The following is a 21,148-nucleotide window of genomic DNA, read 5'->3' on the forward strand; positions in this document are numbered from 1 at the left end:
AGTCATCATCACGTTCTCCGGATTTAAGTCTGGAACGTGTCAACGCTATTCAGGACGGGTCAAGGAATACAAAAAAGCCGATGACATCTCATCGGCTTTTTTCAACCATGATCCGTTCGATCAGCTGGCTTTGCGCTCATGCGCCTGGCGGTAAGCCACCAGATCTTCAATCGTGACCACCGCCATATTATGCTGGCCTGCAAACGCGATACACTCCGGCGCGCGCGCCATCGTCCCATCGTCGTTAGTCAACTCGCACAGTACGCCTGCAGGTTTAAAACCGGCCAGCGTCATCAGATCGATGGTCGCCTCCGTATGACCGCCGCGCGTCAGCACGCCGCCCGCCTGAGCGCGTAGTGGGAAAACGTGCCCCGGACGGTTAAGATCGGACGGTTTTGCGCCATCCTTAATTGCCGCACGCACCGTAGTGACACGGTCAGCGGCGGAAACGCCGGTGGTCACGCCTTCTGCGGCTTCAATGGTCACGGTAAAACCGGTGCCGTAGGCGCTGGTGTTGTTTTCCACCATCATTGGCAAGTCGAGCTGCTTACGACGGTCTTCAGTAATACACAGGCAAACAATACCGCTACCGTGACGAATGGTTAACGCCATCTGTTCTACGGTCATCGTCTCTGCGGGGAAAATCATATCGCCTTCGTTTTCACGATCTTCATCATCAAGCACCATCACACCGCGTCCTTCACGCAGCGCATCCAGTGCAAGTTCAACACGTTCAAAAGGCGTACCAAAAGAGGAAAGTAGCGTCTGATTCATGGTAAAAAAACCTCATTAACATTATGGTTACCAGAATCAGGGCAGTCTTAGGAGTGCCGACAAGCGGCAAAAAAATAACGTGAGCGGGTCCATGCCCGACTGGATCGTTACCCTCTCCCATCCGGACTTTAACCGTCGGCCCCGGAATTACACCGGATCTGCTGACCTTTTCGCTATGGCAAAAAGCGCTCGCGGGCTTTCAACCTGCTCTCCGCGTTCCGTCACGGCGCGCCGTGATGAGAAATGCGTTAAACATCGCTGATTTACCGCCGGTGGGGAATTTCGCCCCGCCCTGAGAATAAGCGGGTTAACTATAACGCTATTGATTACCTTCATCAACGCCTTTACTCCGTATGACGTCACACAATTCTGGTTTATGGCGTCCACATATCGCACTACAATAAGAGCTAACACTTACCAGTTCAGGGAAACCACAATGATTGACCCGAAAAAAATTGAGCAAATCGCACGCCAGGTTCATGAGTCAATGCCGAAAGGTATTCGCGAGTTCGGGGAAGATATCGAGAAAAAAATCCGTCAAACGCTGCAATCTCAGCTGACGCGTCTCGATCTGGTGAGCCGCGAAGAGTTTGATGTCCAGACTCAGGTCTTGCTGCGCACCCGGGAAAAACTGGCGCTGCTGGAGCAACGCCTCAGCGAACTGGAAGCTCGCGACAAGCCTGAAGAAGTAAAACCTGCACCCGCCATCCCGCCAGTCGATCCACAAGAGTAAAAACGTGAACGGGCCTGACGGCCCGCTCATATAAGATCTGAATAATGCCCTGCACCTGTAAAGGGAGCGAGGATTAGTGTTCTAATTCTAACCTTTTCGCCTGAGTCGCCTGCTGGCAGTAAAGCGCGTAACGCTTGCAAAACCAGTCGCGGTGCTCCTCGTCCATATTGCCGGTTACCGCCTGGATATCAACAGGACGCCCCTCCGCCTGCATTCTGGCAAAACTGCGCGCCAGAAAATCGAAATTATTTAATGAATAGACGTTATTGTTGTTCATCAGCATACCCTCCAGTTATTGAATTCTGTTAAGGCTATATGCTTTTTCTAATTTCAGTATTTCCCTATATGTACGGCGGTTTTATACATAACGTGCGCAAATTTAATGCGCAAAATCACAATATTCACCAAAGATAACGACGGATAAATCGCTTTTCGGACTTAAGGAGATATGGGTCACATGATATTGTAACGCAATAAAATAACAAGCATGAAAATTATCACGCGAACACCCTTCTGAAGGCGGCGACAAGGATAGAAAATATGACCTTATTTGCGGAGTATAACAGCCCCTATCTGTTTGCCATCGCGTTCGTTTTCTTTATCGGCGTGCTGGAGATGATTTCTCTGATTTTTGGCCACTTTCTTTCAGGCGCGCTCGACGCCCATCTCGATCATTATGACGCCCTGTCATCCGGCCCTGCGGGCCAGGCGCTTCATTATCTGAATATTGGACGCGTTCCCGCCCTGGTCGTCCTCTGTCTATTGGCCGGTTATTTCGGCCTCTTCGGTATCCTCATCCAGCATGGCGGGATCATGCTCTGGCAAGCGCCGCTCAGCAATCTGCTGCTGGTCCCGTTGAGCATTGTCCTGTCGGTCTTTGCCGTGCATTACAGCGGAAAAATCCTCGCGCCCTGGCTACCCAGAGATGAAAGCTCCGCCCTCAGGGAAGAGGAATTTATCGGCGGCATGGCGATTATTACCGGCCACGCCGCCGTCGCCGGTACACCTTGCGAAGGAAAATTTACCGATAAGTTCGGCCAGATTCACTATTTACTGCTGGAACCCGAAAAGGGAAAAGAATTTAAAAAAGGAGACAAGGTGCTGATTGTCTACCGACTTTCCGCAACGCGTTATTTGGCTGAGCGTACCTTCTATGTCTAATTGAGAGGAACTTACATAATGGATGATGTTTTTGGCATATTGCCATCATGGATGTTTACCGCCATCGTTGCGGTTATCGTCTTACTAATTATCGGGATCATTTTTGCTCGCCTCTATCGCCGCGCATCTGCGGAACAGGCGTTTGTCCGTACCGGGCTTGGCGGGCAAAAAGTGGTGATGAGCGGCGGCGCTATTGTGATGCCAATCTTTCACGAAATTATTCCGATCAATATGAATACCCTAAAACTTGAAGTCAGCCGTGCTACCGTCGACAGCCTGATCACCAAAGATCGTATGCGCGTTGACGTGGTCGTCGCTTTCTTCGTGCGTGTAAAACCCTCTGTTGAAGGTATTGCCACCGCCGCACAAACGCTTGGCCAGCGAACGCTGTCGCCGGAAGATCTGCGTATGCTGGTTGAAGATAAATTCGTTGACGCCTTACGCGCTACCGCAGCCCAGATGACGATGCATGAGCTACAGGATACGCGTGAAAACTTCGTTCAGGGCGTACAAAACACCGTTGCGGAAGATTTGTCGAAAAACGGCCTGGAGCTGGAAAGCGTCTCATTAACCAACTTTAACCAAACGTCCAAAGAGCATTTCAATCCAAACAACGCCTTTGATGCCGAAGGGCTGACGAAACTGACGCAGGAAACCGAACGCCGCCGTCGTGAACGTAATGAAGTGGAACAGGATGTGGAAGTAGCGGTGCGCGAAAAGAACCGCGACGCGCTTGAGCGCAAGCTGGAAATCGAGCAGCAAGAAGCCTTTATGACTCTGGAGCAGGAGCAACAGGTTAAAACCCGCACCGCCGAACAAAACGCCAAAATTGCCGCTTTTGAGGCCGAGCGCCATCGTGAAGCAGAACAGACGCGCATTCTTGCTGAGCGGCAGATCCAGGAGACGGAGATCGAACGTGAGCAAGCAGTACGGTCCAGGAAAGTTGAGGCCGAGCGTGAAGTACGTATTAAAGAGATCGAACAGCAACAGGTGACAGAAATCGCCAACCAGACAAAATCTATCGCCATTGCCGCCAAATCCGAGCAGCAATCGCAAGCGGAAGCGCGCGCCAACAACGCGCTGGCCGATGCGGTTCGCGCCCAGCAAAACGTAGAAACTACCCGCCAGACCGCCGAAGCGGATCGCGCCAAGCAGGTCGCTCTGATCGCCGCGGCGCAGGATGCGGAAACCAAAGCGGTCGAACTGACCGTTCGGGCAAAAGCAGAGAAAGAAGCGGCAGAATTGCAAGCCGCCGCCATCATCGAACTGGCGGAAGCAACGCGTAAAAAAGGTCTGGCGGAAGCCGAAGCGCAGCGGGCGCTGAATGACGCTATCAACGTACTATCTGACGAACAAACCAGCCTCAAATTTAAACTAGCGCTCTTACAATCGTTGCCTGCTGTTATTGAGAAGTCTGTTGAACCGATGAAATCCATCGACGGCATTAAGATTATTCAGGTCGATGGCCTCAATCGCGGCGCGATGGCGGGCGACGTCGCCGCTGGCGGCGCTAACGGGGGAAACCTGGCGGAACAAGCGTTATCTGCCGCGCTCACCTATCGTACCCAGGCGCCGCTGATCGATTCGCTGTTAAACGAGATTGGCATCGCTGGCGGCTCGCTAAAGGCGCTGACCACGCCGTTGGTTTCATCGGCAACGGATGAGATTAATCGCGAAGCAACGGTAAAAGAGCAATAATCCCCGCCATATCTCCTGTCCCTGGTCATAAGACCGGGGATTTTTTTATCTTTTTTCCACCTTGTCTGTACAAAACGTTATGACCAGCAGGCCATTTTGCGTGGGCGATCCAGTAACGCAAAATCGGCGGGAGAAAGCCCTTGCGTCAGACAGGCCACTCACCAACAATCGCGATGTCAGCAAGGGGCTTTAATAAGGAAAGGGTTATGATGCACCAGGTCATCATACTGATTGTTCTGTTACTGATAAGTTTCGCAGCTTACTAACAGCCAATCAGAGGGGGGAGAGATCCCCTCTCACCCTTATTCCTTTACTTTAGGTCGAAAAAAAAGCAGCGTCAACCGCGAGATACGCGTCGAAACAAAATGTCCGACGCGCCTTCAAAATCAGCGCCCGCAGCGTCTGTAACGCCTGATGACGCGGTTTTACTTCTCGCTCTCGGTCTGGATCTTTTTGATGATATTGGTCGTGGAACAACCATCTTCGAAGTTCAGCACCATGACTTCACCGCCGTTGGCCCAGACCTCTTCGCTGCCCGCGATCTCTTCCGGCTTATAGTCGCCGCCTTTTACCAGCAGATCCGGCAGAATACCGGCAATCAGTCGTTGCGGCGTATCCTCTTCAAAAGAGACAACCCAGTCGACTGACTCCAGCGCGCCCAGCACGATCATACGCTGTTCGAGCGGATTAACCGGACGGCTTTCGCCTTTCAGACGTTTAGTCGAGGCGTCACTATTGACCGCAACAATCAGGCGGTCGCCCAGTTTGCGCGCGTTCGCCAGATAAGAGACGTGACCCGCGTGCAGAATATCGAAAACGCCGTTGGTCATAACCACTTTCTCGCCACGCTTACGCGCGCTGGCGACGGCCTGTCTCAACTCCTCTTCGGTCATGACGCCGAAGCCGGTATCCGCGCGTCCGCGCACTGCGTTTTCCAGCTCAATAGGGGAAACCGTTGACGTCCCGAGTTTACCTACCACTACGCCCGCCGCCGCATTGGCGAAATAACACGCCTCTTCCAGGGTATTTCCCGCCGCCAGCGTCGCCGCCAGCACGCCGATCACCGTATCGCCCGCACCGGTAACATCATAAACTTCCTGCGCCTGCGTCGGCATATGTAGCGGCGCTTTATTCGGTTGCAGCAGCGTCATTCCCTGTTCGGAACGCGTGACCAACAGCGCGGAAAGGTCGTAATCGGCAATGAGTTTCATGCCACGTTCAACCAGTTCGTCTTCGCTTTTACATTTCCCCGCGACCGCCTCAAATTCAGAAAGGTTTGGCGTCAGCAGCGTGGCGCCGCGGTAACGTTCAAAATCCGTTCCTTTCGGATCGATGAGCACCGGTACGCCCGCCTGGCGCGCCAGGGAAATCATAGTCTGCACGCTGGTCAGAGCGCCTTTGGCATAATCGGACAATACCAGCGCGCCGATCGATCCCAGCGCCTGGTTGATACGCTCATGCAACGGCTGTGGGTCCACGCCCTCAAAGCCTTCTTCAAAATCAAGACGAATGAGCTGCTGATTACGTGATAGCACACGCAGTTTGGTAATCGTCGGATGCGTCGGCACAGAAACGAAGTCGCACTTCACATTGACCTCTGCCAACGTTTTGCTCAGCGCGCGCGCGGCGTCATCAATACCCGTCAGGCCGACCAGACGGGCGTTCGCTCCCAGAGACGCAATGTTCATCGCCACGTTCGCCGCGCCGCCCGGGCGTTCCTCAACGGTATTTACCTTAACCACGGGCACCGGCGCTTCCGGTGAAATACGGCAAGTGGGGCCATACCAATAGCGATCCAGCATTACATCACCCACAACCATGACGCCTGCACGTTCAAACGCTGGCAGATTTACTTTCATTCCTGTCTCCTGAGAGATTCAAAATTTGCGCGCGATAATAGCATAATTCAAACGGCTACCAGCCACTTCCGCCAGCTTGCCTGCACCAGCGCGCGCTCTTTGCTAAAATACGTCTGCGCCACATGACCGGGAAGCTCCTGCAACGCCAGGTGGTGCAGTTCATCACGCAGTGTGGTGTAGGCTACCGTCAGCGCCTGCGCTTCGTGTTCATCCATAATGCCGTTTTGCGCCAGAAGCTCCAGGATGCGCACGTTATCAGACCAGCGCGTTAATTTAGGTTTTTCATGAGCGTAGCGCAGTACCAGATATTGCGCGATAAACTCAATATCCGTAATACCGCCTTCATCAGCTTTAATATCAAAACGATCGCGATGCTTATTGCCGAGATGCGCCCGCATTTTCTCGCGCATTTCACGCACTTCAGTCTGCAATGTCTTGCCGTCGCGCGCCGTCGTCATGATAGTGCGGCGCACCGTATCAAACTGTGAGGTAAGCTGCGGGTCGCCATATACCACGCGAGCGCGTACCAATGCCTGATGTTCCCAGGTCCAGGCTTCATGCTGCTGATAATCGGCAAACGCGTCCGCTGAAGTCACCAGCATTCCCGCCGCGCCAGAGGGGCGTAGACGCGCATCTACCTCATACAAAATGCCGGAGGAGGTGCGCGTACTGAACAGATGCATAATGCGCTGCGCCAGGCGCAGATAAAACTGCCGCCCGTCGATTTCGCGTTCGCCGTTGGTCATGACGTCCATCGGACAGTCATGCAGGAAGATGAGATCCAGATCGGAACTGTAGCCCAGCTCCCATCCGCCCAACTTGCCATAACCGACAACCGCAAACCCCCGCCCCTGGCGCTCGTCCAGATGCGCTGGCTGACCATAACGCGCAACCATTTGCGTCCACGCCTGCTGCACCACAGCATCAATCATCGCCTCCGCCAGCCATGTGAGGTGATCGCTCACTTTCATCACCGACAGCGTACCGGCAATATCCGCCGCCGCAATCCGCAAAAGCTGTGCCTGTTTAAACTGGCGTAATGCCTCCAGTTGTTGTTCTTCGTCTTCTTCCGGCACGCGCAGCAAATATTGGCGTAATTCGTCGCGATAAGCGTCTGTAGCCGTCGGCTGATAAAGCGTGCCGGGGTCGAGCAGTTCATCAAGCAACAACGGATAACGCGCCAGTTGGCTCGCTATCATTGGCGAAGCGGCGCAGAGCATAATCAGGTGTTTCAGCGCGCCGGGAAATTCGCTCAGCAGCTCCAGATAGGTGGTGCGAGTGACAATCCCCGCCAGCAACGGCGTTATCCGCGATAGCGTAACAGCGGCGTCTTCGCGGGAACAGACATCAGCAAGCAGGTGCGGCATCAGTTGGTCTAGCACCTGCCGCCCGCGCGGGCCGATAGGGCGTTTATCCAGTTCCTTACGGAAGTCAGCGATGAGGGTCAGAACTTGTCGCCGATCCTCATCGGCTAAATGCGCCAGCACTGGCGTCGAATCATCCTCCTGTAGCGCATCCTGCCATACTTCACGCCACGGCTCTGAACGTTCTTCCTCCTGCGGGGTATCGGCTTCATCATCGCCAATTAATTCGTTGAATACGCGGCGTACATTAGCCATATGATCCGTCAGTTCGCCAACAAGCTGCGGCCAGTTCTCCGCCTTCATTCCCCAGGCCAGCCGCGCCCGATTCAGATCGTCGGCAGGCAACGTTTGCGTCTGTTCGTCATTGATGCTTTGCAGCAGATTCTCCAGACGACGTAGAAAAAGATAGGCCACGCGCAGTTGCGCCACGTCATTCTCAGGCAGCAAATGCAGCGCAGCGATAGCATCCAGCGTCGGCAGTAACGAACGCGACTGTAGCGACGGCTCGCGTCCGCCGCGGATGAGCTGGAATACCTGCACGATAAACTCAATTTCCCGAATACCGCCCGCGCCAAGTTTAATGTTGTCCTTCAAACCGCGGCGTCGCACTTCGCGGGCGATCATCCCTTTCATATTACGTAGCGACTGGATGACGCTGAAATCGATATAGCGGCGGAAAACGAAAGGCCGCAGCATGGCGCGTAATTCACGAGACCAGGCGTCGTCGTTATCGCCCATTAGCCGCGCTTTCACCATGGCGTAGCGTTCCCAGTCGCGTCCTTGTTCCTGATAGTAGTCCTCCAGCGCGGCAAAACTCAGTACCAGCGGGCCGCTGTCGCCAAACGGTCGCAGGCGCATGTCCACCCGATAGACAAAACCATCCATTGTGGGCTGATCCAGCGCTTTGATCAGCCGCTGCCCGAGACGCGTAAAAAACTGGGCGTTATCGAGTTCACGACGCCCGCCCCGGGTCTCGCCATGTTCCGGCCAGGCGAAAATCAGATCGATATCAGAAGAAAAATTCAGTTCGCCGCCGCCCAGCTTGCCCATGCCTAAAATCAACAGCGGCTGCGGAACGCCCTGCGGGTTACAGGGGGTTCCCCACTCGCGGCAACAGGCGGCATACAGCCAATCACGCGCCCCCACGATGAGCGTCTCCGCCAGATGGCTCAACTGTTGTAAAATAGTCTCATCGTCCACCAGCGACAGCGTCTGCGCCCAGGCGATGCGTACCATGATGCGACGACGAAAAAACCTCAGTTCACGCATCAGCGAGGCGTCGTCACAGACACCTGCCAACGCCTCCTGTAACCAGCCAGCATAATGTCGCCATTCATCAGCCTGCGGCGATGCGGATTCCAGTTCGGCAAGCCACTCCGGATGCGCTATCACGCTATCCAGCGCAAAATCGCTAAATGTAAGTACTGACTTTGCCTGCGCGCTAAGCGATGTCTCAGTAAATCCTTCTGGTAGGCGCTCAACAACGGTCTGCCAGTACTGCGATAAGGGTGAAGAGAGCGGCGTCATTTAGGGGATATCCTTTAAATAATGCCGGATGGCGGCGTTTCGCCTGATCCGGCCTACAAGTCCGCATACCGTAAGCCTGATAAGCGCAGCGTCATCAGGCGCTTTCTACGGTTCTGATTATCGTTTTCCGCTGTGCAACCAGAACGGCTGCTGGTTAATGGCCTCATTACGGAAATGTTCAATTTCAATACGTTGCCCGGTAAGAATGGCGTGACGCAATCCCTGCCAGTTCTCCAGCCATGCCTGCGCGATCATCGCATCATAATACCCGGCCAGCAGTAAAACGCTGTCGATATCGCGAGTCAAACGCGGCAACTGGTCGCGATACTTATCACCCAGCGGTTGCCCAAAAACCTTCTTTAATTCAGCAGCATGACGAGAAAGATGAATGTCGGCGAAACGCTTAAAAGAATCGGCCATTTTGGCCTGCGCCTTCGCGTCCAGAAATGGCTGCCAGGCTTTCGTCACCAGCCATTCCGTCAATGCCAGTTTCGCCATCGCCGTTTGCGTACTATAAACGGCTGTGACGGCGGACACTGCGGATGTCATCGTCGCTTCCGCCTGGGTAAGTAGATCACGTAAGTGAGTGCTCGCTTTACGCGGAACAATGCCACCAAAGAGCATTAAGGCATGGCGCACCAACCCCATAGCATCCAGCACGTGTTCTTTCGCCGTCTCGTCGCCGCGCAGCCAGAGCTCTTCATGGTACTGCCACTGTGACAACGCCAGATCCAGCGAGGCCTCCAGCCCTTGCTCTACCGTGGCTTTCGCGGCGGTCCGCAGAATTGCCGTTGGTGTATTCTCTCGCGGCGCATTCCCCTGCGCCAGGTGATAACCTCGCGCCGCCTTACTCAGACTGCCCTGACGCAAACCGGTTTGCGACAGCAGTTGCTTCGCCAGTTTTAACACAGCGCGCGTATCGCCGCGAAGCAACTCAAGCTCCAGCTCACAAATCGGTTCGGCAAACTCGCCCGCTTTTACGTCGCCGAGATCGAGCGCAATTTCAATCCTGCTGCCGTCAACGTCCAGACACCATTTTTCCCGGTAAAAATCGGTACTGAACAGCGGCTGTACGCTTGATGCCAGGCCGGCGGGCAGGTTGCCATCCGGCCAGACCTCCGCCGGAAGTTGCGTCAGATCCAGCACAGGTTCGCTTAGCGCGACATTGTATTCGGGTCGCTGGTGCAGCCCGCCCGTTACCTGGCCGGCAATTTTCATGGTCATTTCATAGCGCCCATTTTCACCACGAATACGCAGCCCCATATCATGGCGGCGTAGCCAGTTATCAGGCGTTTCGAAGTAGATATTCAGTAACTGACTGGGCGCATGATGCTCGCCGCCGAGCGTATGAAGATGATTTCGCAGCGCATCTACGGCGTCGTGATTGACTATAAACTTTAATTCGATTTCCTGAGCCATGGCCTTGTACTTATGGGTTATGTCACATCTGGGAAGATTCTTGGCGAACTTACCCGCATTATTTTTGTCAGTAGATAGTATTTTGCGCCAAATTGCCATGCAACGAGCAATTTGACGGGCGTAAAAGTTTGACGTAGCGGCAAAGGCGACACAGATGATTCCGATTGATGTCGACTACTTTGCGTAGCGACACTGATGCCGTTACTATCGTTCCACTTTCTCTGACAATAACGACAGCCTGATGCCAAAATTACGCCTGATTGGACTAACTTTACTTGCGCTTAGCGCCACCGCCGTCTCTCATGCTGAAGAGACGCGTTACGTTTCTGATGAACTGAATACCTGGGTCCGCAGCGGTCCGGGAGATAATTATCGCCTTGTGGGTACCGTCAACGCCGGCGAGGAAGTCACGCTCTTACAGAGCGATGCCAACTATGGTCAAATTAAAGACAGTTCTGGTCGTACTGCCTGGATACCGTTAAAAGAACTGAATACCACACCAAGCCTGCGTACCCGCGTGCCGGATCTGGAAAATCAGGTCAAAACGTTGACCGATAAACTCAACAATATTGATACCACGTGGAATCAGCGCACCGCCGATATGCAGCAGAAAGTGGCGCAAAGCGACAGCGTCATCAACGGGCTAAAAGAAGAGAACCAGAAGCTGAAAAACGAGCTGATTGTCGCGCAGAAAAAAGTTAGCGCCGCGAATCTGCAGCTGGATGACAAACAGCGCACCATTATTATGCAGTGGTTTATGTATGGCGGCGGCGTATTGGGTATTGGCTTGCTGTTAGGGCTGGTGCTGCCGCATATGATCCCAAGCCGTAAACGCAAAGACCGCTGGATGAACTAAATCGCCTTCTCTGCGGCACTGTCTTATCATTAGAGGATGCTCGTTTTTAAAAGGAAAGTGGCGTGAAGATTTATCTGGTCGGTGGTGCGGTTCGGGATGCGTTGTTAGGGCTACCGGTTAAAGATAAAGATTGGGTCGTTGTCGGCGCCACGCCGCAGGAGATGCTTGATGCGGGCTACCAGCAGGTAGGCCGTGATTTTCCTGTGTTTCTCCATCCGCAAACTCACGAAGAATACGCGCTGGCGCGTACTGAGCGTAAATCCGGCTCCGGCTACACGGGCTTCACCTGCTATGCCGCGCCGGACGTTACCCTGGAAGCCGATCTCCAGCGTCGCGATCTGACCATTAATGCTCTGGCGCGCGACGATGACGGCCAGATTATCGACCCTTACCACGGGCGCCGGGATCTGGAGGCGCGTCTACTGCGCCATGTCTCTCCCGCGTTTGGCGAAGATCCCTTGCGCGTATTGCGCGTGGCGCGTTTTGCCGCCCGTTACGCTCATCTGAGTTTCCGTATCGCCGATGAAACACTGGCGCTAATGCGCGACATGACCGCGGCAGGCGAGCTGGAACATCTGACGCCGGAACGGGTATGGAAAGAGACGGAAAATGCGCTTACCACCCGCAATCCGCAGGTTTACTTCCAGGTATTGCGCGACTGCGGCGCCCTGCGCGTCCTGTTTCCGGAAATCGACGCCCTGTTTGGCGTACCCGCGCCGGCAAAGTGGCATCCGGAAATTGATACCGGAGTTCATACGCTGATGACGCTGTCGATGGCCGCCATGCTCAGTCCGCAGCTTGATGTCCGTTTCGCCACGCTTTGTCATGATCTGGGCAAAGGCTTAACGCCGAAAAACCTCTGGCCGCGCCATCATGGTCACGGCCCGGCGGGCGTGAAACTGGTCGAACAGTTATGCCAGCGTTTACGCGTCCCCAATGACCTGCGTGATTTAGCTAAACTGGTCGCCGAATACCACGATCTGATCCACACCTTTCCGATACTCCAGCCGAAAACGATCGTTAAGCTGTTTGACGCCATTGATGCATGGCGTAAACCGCAGCGCGTCGAGCAGATTGCGCTGACCAGCGAAGCCGATGTCCGTGGACGTACCGGATTTGAAGCGTCGGATTACCCGCAGGGGCGCTGGCTGCGCGAAGCCTGGCAGGTGGCGCAGGCGGTACCGACGAAAGAGGTGGTGGAGGCCGGATTTAAGGGCATTGAGATTCGCGAGGAGCTGACGAAGCGACGAATTGCAGCGGTCGCCAACTGGAAAGAGAAGCGCTGCCCGAACCCCGCCAGCTAAACGCCATCCGGCACGATAAATTGCCTGATGGCGCTGCGCTTATCAGACCGACAAAACAGTTAGGCCGGACAAGGCGGTACGCCGCCATCCGGCACGGTCAATCATCAGAAGAAGACAACGTAAACGGCAGCCGCCACCACAAAGCGGTAAATCGCAAACGGAATAAACGAGATACGCTTAATCAGTTGCAGGAAGGTCTTGATGGCGATCAGCGCCACCACAAACGCCGTCACAAAGCCCACTGCGAACATCGGAATATCCGCTGCGGTCAGGAATGACCAACTTTTGTAGAGATCCAGAACCGTTGCGCCCATCATCATCGGCACAGCCAGTAAGAACGAGAACTCAGAGGCGGCGTAACGGCTGACGCCCATCAGCATCCCACCGGAAATGGTCGCTCCGGAACGCGAGAAGCCCGGCCACAGCGCCAGACACTGGAAACAGCCAATCATAAACGCCTGACGATACGTCATATCATCCAGCCCCGGCGCGCGCGGTTCTTTCGGCTTCAGGCACTCGGCGGCAATCAGCAACAGACCGCCTACCACCAGCGCGTACATCACGTTAATTGGGTTAAATAGCGACTTGATCGTGTCATGAAAGACTAACCCCAGCACCACCGCCGGAATCATGCCCAGCAGGATGTGAATCAACGTTAATCGACCTTTACTTTCACCTTCACGCTGTAGCGGGCGGCCAAAGTGAATACCGATGAGACCAAACAACCGCCGCCAGAACATCACCACGACCGCCAGAATAGATCCAAGTTGAATCACCACTTCGAATGTCTTGGCCGTATCGCCTTCAAACCCCAGCAGATGACCCACAATAATCATATGGCCCGTGCTGGATACCGGCAAAAACTCCGTCAATCCTTCGACCACACCCAAAATTGCCGCTATCAGCAGCGAGTGCATATCGCTCATCAATAAACCCCTAAAATGAAGAACACTGCAAAAATGGATCTCGCGTTAAGACCCCATATATAACCGTTTGGTTTAAAAAATATAAAATTATTTATTTTTATTTCAGATTATTGCCACGCTCAATAATTACCCCTACGTTCGCCGCGCGCGCGACGGCGCCAGGCTTGCTCAGTTTGATGCGAACCCACGGAGAATTAAATCGGCTAAGCAGCAGATCCGCCACCTCTTCCGCCACGCGCTCGACCAGAGCAAAACGACCGCCTTCGACATGATTTATCACCGTGTCGGCGATATCCGCGTAACTTAGACAATCTGCGACATCATCGCTTTTCGCCGACTTACGGTTATCCCACGCCATTTCGATATCGAACACCAGTTTTTGCTCGATAGTCTGTTCCCAGTCGTAAACACCGATAGTGGTGATTACCGAAAGTTGCTCTATAAATACAATATCCATCACGACCCGCCTGCTTTTTGGCTAACCCGGATACCACTTCCGGCGAAATGTGCGTATTATCCACAGAAATAGTAAATAAAACGACACTTTCAATACGGAACAGCTTATGAGTGCAATCGCGCCTGGAATGATCCTCTTCGCGTACCTCTGCGGCTCAATTTCCAGTGCCATTCTGGTTTGCCGCATCGCCGGGCTGCCCGATCCGCGTGAAAGCGGCTCCGGCAACCCGGGCGCGACGAACGTATTACGAATCGGTGGCAAGGGAGCGGCTGTCGCGGTACTTATTTTTGACATCCTTAAAGGCATGTTGCCCGTCTGGGGCGCGTATGCGTTAGGAGTTACCCCTTTCTGGCTGGGGCTTATCGCTATCGCCGCCTGTCTGGGGCATATCTGGCCGGTCTTTTTTGGCTTTAAAGGTGGGAAAGGCGTAGCAACCGCATTTGGCGCCATTGCGCCCATCGGCTGGGATTTAACCGGCGTTATGGCTGGCACCTGGCTGCTGACGGTCCTGTTAAGCGGTTATTCATCGTTAGGGGCGATTGTCAGCGCCTTGATTGCGCCGTTTTACGTCTGGTGGTTTAAACCGCAGTTCACCTTCCCGGTGTCGATGCTGTCATGTCTCATTTTGCTGCGCCATCATGACAACATCCAGCGTCTGTGGCGTCGCCAGGAAACGAAAATCTGGACGAAGCTGAAAAAGAAACGCCAGAAAGATTCGGAGTAGTTTTTTTGCGCTATGCCGTGCCTGCGCATCGCCGGATAAATAGCTCGGTGATAGGCGTACATATCGAATCCGCCGCGCGTCACCCTTCCACCATTGGCGTGGTTAGGCGCGATTTTCGGCCTGATCTTCCTGGTGCTGCTGATCGTCACCGGGCTGTTGTGGATGCCCGTCGTTTTACTGTAAACCCGTTGGGGCGGCATGATGTCGCCCCCTTTTTTCCGCTTTTACGCCGCCGGCAGCTCGGCCAGCGGCCAGCGCGGACGTACCGTTACGCCAAGATCCGCCGTAACGCCCGCCTTAAACCGCACCATTCCGGCATAAGCGATCATCGCCCCGTTGTCAGTACAAAACTCCGGACGCGCATAGAACACTTCGCCGCGGCGTTTTTGCATCATTTCGGCAAGCTTCGCGCGCAGCGTGCGGTTAGCGCTGACGCCGCCCGCCATGACCAGACGCTTAAAACCGGTGCTTTCCAGCGCGCGCTTGCACTTGATCATCAGCGTATCCACGACCGCATCTTCAAAAGCGCGCGCGATATCAGCGCGAGTTTGTTCGTCGTCGCCATTACTACGAATGGTGTTAGCGGCAAAGGTTTTCAGACCGGAAAAACTAAAATCCAGCCCCGGGCGATCGGTCATCGGGCGCGGAAAGACAAAACGTCCCGCCGTCCCCTGCGACGCCATTTTCGACAGCATCGGGCCGCCAGGATAATCCAGCCCCAACAATTTGGCGGTTTTATCAAACGCTTCACCGGCGGCATCGTCAATCGACTCTCCCAGCAGTTCGTACTGACCGATTCCGGTCACGCTAATGAGCTGCGTATGCCCGCCGGAGACCAGTAGCGCCACAAACGGGAAATCCGGAGGGTTATCTTCCAGCATCGGCGCCAGCAGATGACCTTCCATATGGTGTACAGGAATGGCCGGCACATTCCAGGCAAATGCCAGCGAACGCCCGACGGTTGCGCCGACCAGCAGCGCGCCGACCAGGCCCGGGCCTGCGGTATAGGCCACCGCGTCGATATCGCTCGCCGTCAGACCGGCTTCTTTTAATGCCGCCTGAATCAGCGGCACGGTTTTACGCACATGATCGCGGGAAGCCAGTTCAGGCACTACGCCGCCGTAGTCAGCATGTAATTTCACCTGACTATACAATTGGTTGGCTAACAGACCTTTTTTGTCGTCGTAAATAGCGATGCCGGTTTCATCGCAGGATGTTTCAATACCCAGTACACGCATGACTTGTTTTACCTCGCTCTAATACCGCGCAGTGTAGGTCGAATGCGGGTGGATGTATACCCTCAGTCCCGACTTCGTGTATACTCCCTCACCTTATAAAAGTCCCTTTCAAAAAAGGCCGCGGTGCTTTACAAAGCAGCAGCAATTGCAGTAAAATTCCGCACCATTTTGAAATAAGCTGGCGTTGATGCCAGCGGCAAACCGAATTAATCAAAGGTGAGAGGCACATGCCGGTAATTAAAGTACGTGAAAACGAGCCGTTCGACGTAGCTCTGCGTCGCTTCAAGCGTTCCTGCGAAAAAGCAGGTGTTCTGGCGGAAGTTCGTCGTCGTGAGTTCTATGAAAAACCGACGACCGAACGTAAGCGCGCTAAAGCTTCTGCAGTGAAACGTCACGCGAAGAAACTGGCTCGCGAAAACGCACGCCGTACTCGTCTGTACTAATCTTTTGAGAGCGGGCTGCTCTCAATTCAGATCGAGTTGTAGTTGTAAGGCCGTGCTTCCGAAAGGAATGCGCGGCTTGTTTTCGTTTATGCATTAGCATATACACAAAATCATTCATGCTGCGTCCAGGCGGCAAGAGAGCAAGTCCCCGGCGCTTACGCAAGTCAGCGACAGGGGTGAGCGAACGCAGTCAACACTGCGGCAGCCTGAAGAATGACGTGTATAAAAGGGGCATATGGCTGGACGAATCCCACGCGTATTCATTAATGACCTGCTGGCGAGAACCGATATCGTCGATCTGATCGACGTGCGCGTAAAACTCAAGAAACAGGGCAAGAACTATCACGCGTGTTGTCCATTCCATAATGAGAAAACCCCTTCTTTCACCGTAAACGGTGAAAAACAGTTTTATCACTGCTTTGGATGCGGCGCGCATGGCAATGCGATCGACTTTTTGATGAATTACGACAAGCTCGAATTTGTCGAAACCGTCGAAGAATTAGCGGCCATGCATAACCTGGAAATTCCCTATGAAGCAGGCACCGGGCTTAGCCAGATAGAGCGCCATCAACGGCAAAACCTCTATCAGTTGATGAATGGTCTGAATGACTTTTATCAGCAGTCGCTTACCCATCCTGCGGCAAAACCTGCGCGTGACTATCTGCAAAAGCGCGGTCTGAGCGCTGAAATTATTCAGCGTTTCGCCATTGGCTTCGCGCCGCCTGGTTGGGATAACGCGTTAAAGCGCTTCGGTAATAACAGCGATAACAAGGCATTGTTGCTGGATGCCGGAATGCTGGTCAATAACGAGCAGGGCAGCACTTACGATCGTTTCCGTAATCGGGTCATGTTCCCTATTCGGGACAAACGCGGCAGGGTGATTGGTTTTGGCGGCCGAGTTCTGGGGAACGACACGCCGAAATACCTTAACTCTCCGGAAACGGACATTTTCCATAAAGGCCGCCAGCTATATGGTCTTTATGAGGCTCAGCAATATAGTGCTGAACCGCAACGCTTGCTTGTGGTCGAAGGTTATATGGATGTCGTCGCACTAGCGCAATACGACATTAACTATGCGGTCGCCTCGCTGGGTACCTCAACCACGGCAGACCATATGCATATGTTATTCCGGGCGACGAACAACGTAATTTGCTGTTACGACGGCGACCGGGCTGGCCGTGATGCCGCCTGGAGAGCGCTGGAAACAGCAATGCCTTATATGACCGACGGTCGGCAGGTACGCTTTATGTTTTTACCTGACGGCGAAGACCCGGATACGCTGGTGCGTAAAGAAGGCAAGGCGGCTTTTGAAGCGCGGATGGAGCAGGCGCAGCCGCTCTCTACGTTTCTGTTTAATAGCCTCCTGCCGCAGGTGGATTTAAGCTCGCCGGATGGCAGCACGCAGTTAGCCGCGCTGGCGCTGCCGCTCATTAATCAGGTGCCTGGCGACGCGCACCGTATTCAGCTGCGCCAGACGTTGGGGCTGAAGTTAGGCATTTTCGATGATAGTCAGCTTGATCGTTTAGTGCCAAAACAGGCGGAAAGCGGCGTTTCCCGCCCGGCTCCGCAGATAAAACGCACGACCATGCGTATACTGATAGGATTACTGGTGCAAAATCCGGATCTCGCGCCGTTAGTGCCGCCCTTAGACGCGCTGGATGAGAATAAGCTGCCTGGACTTGGCTTATTTAAAGAATTGGTCAAAACTTGTTTGGCTCAGCCAGGTCTTACTACCGGACAACTTCTGGAACTCTACCGTGGCACAAATGATGCTGCGACCCTTGAAAAATTATCGATGTGGGACGATATAGCAGATAAGGCGATTGCCGAAAAGACCTTTACCGACTCACTCAACCATATGTTTGATTCGCTGCTGCAACTGCGACAAGAAGAGCTGATCGCTCGCGATCGCACTCACGGTTTAAGCAGCGAAGAACGCCGAGAGCTCTGGACGTTAAACCAGGAGCTGGCCAGAAAATGAATTTAACGGCTTAAATGCCGCATATCGATCGGGAAGCCCCCGACAGCCGCAGTGAGAGGCAGCGGCCAAAATATAAGTATGCCCTCGCTTTAAATGTCGACAGCTATACCGTCGACACCAATCAAACGAATAAGTGTGGATACCGTCTTATGGAGCAAAACCCGCAGTCACAGCTGAAACTTCTTGTCACCCGTGGTAAGGAGCAAGGCTATCTGACCTATGCTGAGGTCAATGACCATCTGCCGGAAGATATCGTCGATTCAGATCAAATTGAAGATATCATCCAAATGATCAACGACATGGGTATTCAGGTAATGGAAGAAGCGCCTGATGCCGATGATCTGCTGCTGGCTGAAAATACCACCAGCACCGATGAAGATGCGGAAGAAGCTGCTGCACAAGTTCTGTCCAGTGTTGAGTCTGAAATCGGTCGTACGACTGACCCGGTACGCATGTATATGCGTGAAATGGGCACTGTTGAACTGTTGACCCGGGAAGGCGAAATCGACATCGCTAAACGTATCGAAGACGGGATCAACCAGGTTCAATGCTCCGTTGCCGAATACCCGGAAGCCATTACCTATCTGCTGGAACAGTACGATCGCGTTGAGGCTGAAGAGGCTCGTTTGTCCGATCTTATCACCGGCTTTGTCGATCCGAACGCGGAAGAAGAGATGGCGCCGACCGCAACTCACGTCGGTTCTGAACTCTCCCAGGAAGACCTGGATGATGACGAAGACGAAGATGAAGAAGACGGCGACGATGACGCCGCCGATGACGACAACAGCATTGATCCTGAACTGGCACGCGAAAAATTCGCTGAGCTGCGCGCGCAATACGTCGTTACGCGCGACACCATCAAAGCGAAAGGCCGCAGCCATGCTGCCGCGCAGGAAGAGATTCTGAAGCTGTCTGAAGTGTTCAAACAGTTCCGTCTGGTACCGAAGCAATTCGACTATCTGGTCAACAGTATGCGCGTGATGATGGATCGCGTGCGTACTCAGGAACGTCTGATCATGAAGCTCTGCGTCGAGCAGTGCAAAATGCCGAAGAAGAACTTTATCACGCTGTTTACCGGTAACGAAACCAGCGAAACCTGGTTCAACGCCGCTATCGCGATGAACAAACCGTGGTCGGAAAAACTGCACGATGTCGCGGAAGAAGTGCAACGCTGTCTGCAAAAACTGCGGCAGATTGAAGAAGAAACCGGTCTGACCATCGAACAGGTGAAAGACATCAACCGTCGCATGTCCATCGGGGAAGCGAAAGCCCGCCGTGCGAAGAAAGAGATGGTTGAAGCGAACTTACGTCTGGTTATTTCTATCGCTAAGAAATACACCAACCGTGGCTTGCAGTTCCTTGACCTGATTCAGGAAGGCAACATCGGTCTGATGAAAGCGGTAGATAAGTTCGAATACCGTCGTGGTTACAAGTTCTCCACCTACGCTACCTGGTGGATCCGTCAGGCGATCACCCGCTCTATCGCGGATCAGGCGCGCACCATCCGTATTCCGGTGCATATGATTGAGACCATCAACAAGCTCAACCGTATTTCTCGCCAGATGCTGCAAGAGATGGGCCGCGAGCCAACGCCGGAAGAGCTGGCCGAGCGCATGCTAATGCCGGAAGATAAGATCCGCAAAGTGCTGAAAATCGCCAAAGAGCCTATCTCCATGGAAACGCCGATCGGCGACGATGAAGATTCGCATCTGGGTGATTTCATCGAGGATACCACCCTCGAGCTGCCGCTGGACTCTGCCACTACCGAGAGCCTGCGTGCCGCCACGCACGACGTGCTGGCTGGCCTGACCGCCCGTGAAGCGAAAGTGCTGCGTATGCGTTTCGGTATCGATATGAACACCGACCACACGCTGGAAGAAGTGGGTAAACAGTTCGACGTTACCCGCGAACGTATCCGTCAGATCGAAGCGAAGGCGCTGCGTAAACTGCGCCACCCGAGCCGTTCTGAAGTGCTGCGCAGCTTCCTCGACGATTAATTCGCCGCACACGTATAAACGCCGCCGCAAGGCGGCGTTTTCTTATCAGGCCATGCGCAAGCGCCCTATTTGGCCTACAGAATCTCTACACAGCGCGAGTATTCGCGCCCTCATTCCCCATTGCTATAGCCCACGCATAATGAGCGCTTGGTCCAGTTCGCGATAGGCCTCGACCAGTTTTTCCGTTTTAATTCGGTTTAAGCCGCTGGGATTCGGCAACACCCACACCATCGTCGCGCCAATGGCGATCTTTTGTTTACCCCAGGCGATACCACGCTGGCTGAATCCCTGTTCAAAAGCCTGTTTACCAAGCACCGCCAGCGCTGCGGGCTGGTAGTCCTCTATTTTTTCAATCAGGTTGCGTCCGCCGCTACGTAATTCATGCAACTTCACCTCAGTCGCTTGTACCGTCGGTCGATCGACGAGTTTTGTTACCCCGCAGCGAAAATCCAGTAATTTTTCCGCCTCCTCCGGTTTCAACTGTCGATCGGTGAAACCGGCCAAATGAATAACTTTCCAAAAACGATTCGCGGGATGCGCAAACGGAAAGCCGGTATTCGCCGAGGAGAGTCCTGGATTGATGCCGCAAAAAACCACCCGTAGCCCTGGCGCCAGTATGTCCTTAACCATTATTACTCCTGAGCAATACAACGTACTTTAAGTATAACGGGTTGAAAACACATTGTT

19 protein-coding genes, 1 pseudogene and 1 riboswitch are annotated in these 21,148 nt (G+C 53.8%); of the genes and pseudogenes, 11 read left to right on the plus strand and 9 right to left on the minus strand.

Annotated features, from left to right (window positions below):
• Positions 1-120: 120 nt before the first annotated feature.
• The gene (gene ribB / locus ACLD3P_RS16745) at positions 121-774 is read right to left on the minus strand and encodes a 3,4-dihydroxy-2-butanone-4-phosphate synthase (RefSeq protein ID WP_001076978.1); all 654 of its coding nucleotides are present in this window, start codon (positions 772-774) and stop codon (positions 121-123) included.
• Positions 775-879: 105 nt separating this feature from the next.
• Positions 880-1,078, minus strand: a riboswitch (FMN riboswitch).
• 132 nt (positions 1,079-1,210) lie between these two features.
• Here ribB and ubiK point away from each other — a divergent pair.
• Complete coding sequence (ubiK, locus tag ACLD3P_RS16750) at positions 1,211-1,507, plus strand: ubiquinone biosynthesis accessory factor UbiK (RefSeq protein WP_000566824.1); 297 nt, start codon at positions 1,211-1,213, stop codon at positions 1,505-1,507.
• Positions 1,508-1,580: 73 nt separating this feature from the next.
• Here the strand turns inward: ubiK and glgS are convergent, their stop codons facing one another.
• Positions 1,581-1,790 (minus strand): cell surface composition regulator GlgS, encoded by a 210-nt coding sequence (gene glgS / locus ACLD3P_RS16755; protein ID WP_000928927.1) that lies wholly within the window; start codon positions 1,788-1,790, stop codon positions 1,581-1,583.
• 257 nt (positions 1,791-2,047) lie between these two features.
• On the opposite strand from glgS, the gene ACLD3P_RS16760 reads away from it, so the two are divergent.
• The 3 genes from ACLD3P_RS16760 (at position 2,048) to ACLD3P_RS16770 (ending at position 4,632) form a co-directional block, all read left to right on the plus strand.
• Positions 2,048-2,668, plus strand: a complete 621-nt coding sequence (locus ACLD3P_RS16760; RefSeq protein WP_076935679.1) for an OB-fold-containig protein — start codon at positions 2,048-2,050, stop codon at positions 2,666-2,668.
• Between the two features lie 18 nt (positions 2,669-2,686).
• A complete protein-coding gene (locus ACLD3P_RS16765) occupies positions 2,687-4,366 on the plus strand; it encodes a flotillin family protein (RefSeq protein ID WP_411006606.1) in 1,680 nt (559 codons plus the stop codon).
• Positions 4,367-4,572: 206 nt separating this feature from the next.
• On the plus strand, positions 4,573-4,632 hold the full coding sequence (locus ACLD3P_RS16770) for a type I toxin-antitoxin system Ibs family toxin (protein ID WP_001804776.1): 60 nt from the start codon (positions 4,573-4,575) through the stop codon (positions 4,630-4,632).
• A 159-nt stretch (positions 4,633-4,791) separates the two neighbouring features.
• On the opposite strand, the gene hldE is transcribed toward ACLD3P_RS16770, so the two are convergent.
• From hldE to ACLD3P_RS16785, 3 genes are all read right to left on the minus strand, one after another.
• Entirely contained in the window at positions 4,792-6,225 is a 1,434-nt protein-coding gene (hldE, locus tag ACLD3P_RS16775; RefSeq protein WP_000867682.1) for a bifunctional D-glycero-beta-D-manno-heptose-7-phosphate kinase/D-glycero-beta-D-manno-heptose 1-phosphate adenylyltransferase HldE, read from the minus strand.
• 47 nt (positions 6,226-6,272) lie between these two features.
• Complete coding sequence (gene glnE / locus ACLD3P_RS16780; RefSeq protein ID WP_411006716.1) at positions 6,273-9,116, minus strand: bifunctional [glutamate--ammonia ligase]-adenylyl-L-tyrosine phosphorylase/[glutamate--ammonia-ligase] adenylyltransferase; 2,844 nt, start codon at positions 9,114-9,116, stop codon at positions 6,273-6,275.
• A 117-nt stretch (positions 9,117-9,233) separates the two neighbouring features.
• On the minus strand, positions 9,234-10,535 hold the full coding sequence (locus tag ACLD3P_RS16785; RefSeq protein ID WP_411006608.1) for an inorganic triphosphatase: 1,302 nt from the start codon (positions 10,533-10,535) through the stop codon (positions 9,234-9,236).
• A gap of 241 nt (positions 10,536-10,776) precedes the next feature.
• On the opposite strand from ACLD3P_RS16785, the gene ACLD3P_RS16790 reads away from it, so the two are divergent.
• Complete coding sequence (locus ACLD3P_RS16790; protein ID WP_001125344.1) at positions 10,777-11,391, plus strand: TIGR04211 family SH3 domain-containing protein; 615 nt, start codon at positions 10,777-10,779, stop codon at positions 11,389-11,391.
• A 62-nt stretch (positions 11,392-11,453) separates the two neighbouring features.
• Positions 11,454-12,695 carry a multifunctional CCA addition/repair protein gene (locus ACLD3P_RS16795; protein ID WP_023206363.1) on the plus strand — a complete coding sequence of 414 codons (1,242 nt, stop codon included), beginning with the start codon at positions 11,454-11,456 and terminating at the stop codon, positions 12,693-12,695.
• Between the two features lie 104 nt (positions 12,696-12,799).
• On the opposite strand, the gene bacA is transcribed toward ACLD3P_RS16795, so the two are convergent.
• Together bacA and folB are read right to left on the minus strand one after the other, a co-directional pair.
• On the minus strand, positions 12,800-13,621 hold the full coding sequence (bacA, locus tag ACLD3P_RS16800) for an undecaprenyl-diphosphate phosphatase (RefSeq protein WP_001281933.1): 822 nt from the start codon (positions 13,619-13,621) through the stop codon (positions 12,800-12,802).
• A 97-nt stretch (positions 13,622-13,718) separates the two neighbouring features.
• Entirely contained in the window at positions 13,719-14,078 is a 360-nt protein-coding gene (folB, locus tag ACLD3P_RS16805; protein ID WP_000355776.1) for a bifunctional dihydroneopterin aldolase/7,8-dihydroneopterin epimerase, read from the minus strand.
• Positions 14,079-14,184: 106 nt separating this feature from the next.
• Here folB and plsY point away from each other — a divergent pair, with 106 nt between their 5' ends.
• Complete coding sequence (gene plsY, locus ACLD3P_RS16810) at positions 14,185-14,802, plus strand: glycerol-3-phosphate 1-O-acyltransferase PlsY (RefSeq protein WP_001272785.1); 618 nt, start codon at positions 14,185-14,187, stop codon at positions 14,800-14,802.
• A 38-nt stretch (positions 14,803-14,840) separates the two neighbouring features.
• Positions 14,841-14,903, plus strand: a pseudogene (locus ACLD3P_RS16815) (hypothetical protein); the annotation flags it as partial.
• Positions 14,904-15,026: 123 nt separating this feature from the next.
• Here the strand turns inward: ACLD3P_RS16815 and tsaD are convergent.
• Complete coding sequence (gene tsaD, locus ACLD3P_RS16820) at positions 15,027-16,040, minus strand: tRNA (adenosine(37)-N6)-threonylcarbamoyltransferase complex transferase subunit TsaD (RefSeq protein ID WP_001264389.1); 1,014 nt, start codon at positions 16,038-16,040, stop codon at positions 15,027-15,029.
• A gap of 227 nt (positions 16,041-16,267) precedes the next feature.
• Between tsaD and rpsU the strand changes: the two genes are divergently transcribed.
• From rpsU to rpoD, 3 genes are all read left to right on the plus strand, one after another.
• Positions 16,268-16,483, plus strand: coding sequence for a 30S ribosomal protein S21 (gene rpsU, locus ACLD3P_RS16825; RefSeq protein WP_001144069.1), 216 nt, complete (start codon positions 16,268-16,270; stop codon positions 16,481-16,483).
• Positions 16,484-16,718: 235 nt separating this feature from the next.
• Positions 16,719-18,464, plus strand: a complete 1,746-nt coding sequence (gene dnaG / locus ACLD3P_RS16830) for a DNA primase (protein WP_131046555.1) — start codon at positions 16,719-16,721, stop codon at positions 18,462-18,464.
• Between the two features lie 14 nt (positions 18,465-18,478).
• Positions 18,479-20,461 carry an RNA polymerase sigma factor RpoD gene (rpoD, locus tag ACLD3P_RS16835; RefSeq protein ID WP_001120159.1) on the plus strand — a complete coding sequence of 661 codons (1,983 nt, stop codon included), beginning with the start codon at positions 18,479-18,481 and terminating at the stop codon, positions 20,459-20,461.
• Positions 20,462-20,584: 123 nt separating this feature from the next.
• On the opposite strand, the gene mug is transcribed toward rpoD, so the two are convergent.
• Positions 20,585-21,091: a G/U mismatch-specific DNA glycosylase gene (gene mug, locus ACLD3P_RS16840; protein WP_000237776.1), complete on the minus strand. Its 507-nt coding sequence runs from the start codon at positions 21,089-21,091 to the stop codon at positions 20,585-20,587.
• Positions 21,092-21,148 lie beyond the last annotated feature (57 nt).

Source organism: Salmonella sp. 741265073_HBA (assembly GCF_046569105.1).
Lineage (GTDB): Bacteria > Pseudomonadota > Gammaproteobacteria > Enterobacterales > Enterobacteriaceae > Salmonella > Salmonella enterica.

Bases quoted from the DNA above. Each gene is read 5' to 3' on its own strand.
- ribB (WP_001076978.1), bottom strand. From the start codon at position 774: ATGAATCAGACGCTACTTTCCTCTTTTGGTACGCCTTTTGAACGTGTT.
- ubiK (WP_000566824.1), top strand. From the start codon at position 1,211: ATGATTGACCCGAAAAAAATTGAGCAAATCGCACGCCAGGTTCATGAG.
- glgS (WP_000928927.1), bottom strand. From the start codon at position 1,790: ATGCTGATGAACAACAATAACGTCTATTCATTAAATAATTTCGATTTT.
- ACLD3P_RS16760 (WP_076935679.1), top strand. From the start codon at position 2,048: ATGACCTTATTTGCGGAGTATAACAGCCCCTATCTGTTTGCCATCGCG.
- ACLD3P_RS16765 (WP_411006606.1), top strand. From the start codon at position 2,687: ATGGATGATGTTTTTGGCATATTGCCATCATGGATGTTTACCGCCATC.
- hldE (WP_000867682.1), bottom strand. From the start codon at position 6,225: ATGAAAGTAAATCTGCCAGCGTTTGAACGTGCAGGCGTCATGGTTGTG.
- glnE (WP_411006716.1), bottom strand. From the start codon at position 9,116: ATGACGCCGCTCTCTTCACCCTTATCGCAGTACTGGCAGACCGTTGTT.
- ACLD3P_RS16785 (WP_411006608.1), bottom strand. From the start codon at position 10,535: ATGGCTCAGGAAATCGAATTAAAGTTTATAGTCAATCACGACGCCGTA.
- ACLD3P_RS16790 (WP_001125344.1), top strand. From the start codon at position 10,777: ATGCCAAAATTACGCCTGATTGGACTAACTTTACTTGCGCTTAGCGCC.
- bacA (WP_001281933.1), bottom strand. From the start codon at position 13,621: ATGAGCGATATGCACTCGCTGCTGATAGCGGCAATTTTGGGTGTGGTC.
- folB (WP_000355776.1), bottom strand. From the start codon at position 14,078: ATGGATATTGTATTTATAGAGCAACTTTCGGTAATCACCACTATCGGT.
- plsY (WP_001272785.1), top strand. From the start codon at position 14,185: ATGAGTGCAATCGCGCCTGGAATGATCCTCTTCGCGTACCTCTGCGGC.
- tsaD (WP_001264389.1), bottom strand. From the start codon at position 16,040: ATGCGTGTACTGGGTATTGAAACATCCTGCGATGAAACCGGCATCGCT.
- rpsU (WP_001144069.1), top strand. From the start codon at position 16,268: ATGCCGGTAATTAAAGTACGTGAAAACGAGCCGTTCGACGTAGCTCTG.
- dnaG (WP_131046555.1), top strand. From the start codon at position 16,719: ATGGCTGGACGAATCCCACGCGTATTCATTAATGACCTGCTGGCGAGA.
- rpoD (WP_001120159.1), top strand. From the start codon at position 18,479: ATGCCGCATATCGATCGGGAAGCCCCCGACAGCCGCAGTGAGAGGCAG.
- mug (WP_000237776.1), bottom strand. From the start codon at position 21,091: ATGGTTAAGGACATACTGGCGCCAGGGCTACGGGTGGTTTTTTGCGGC.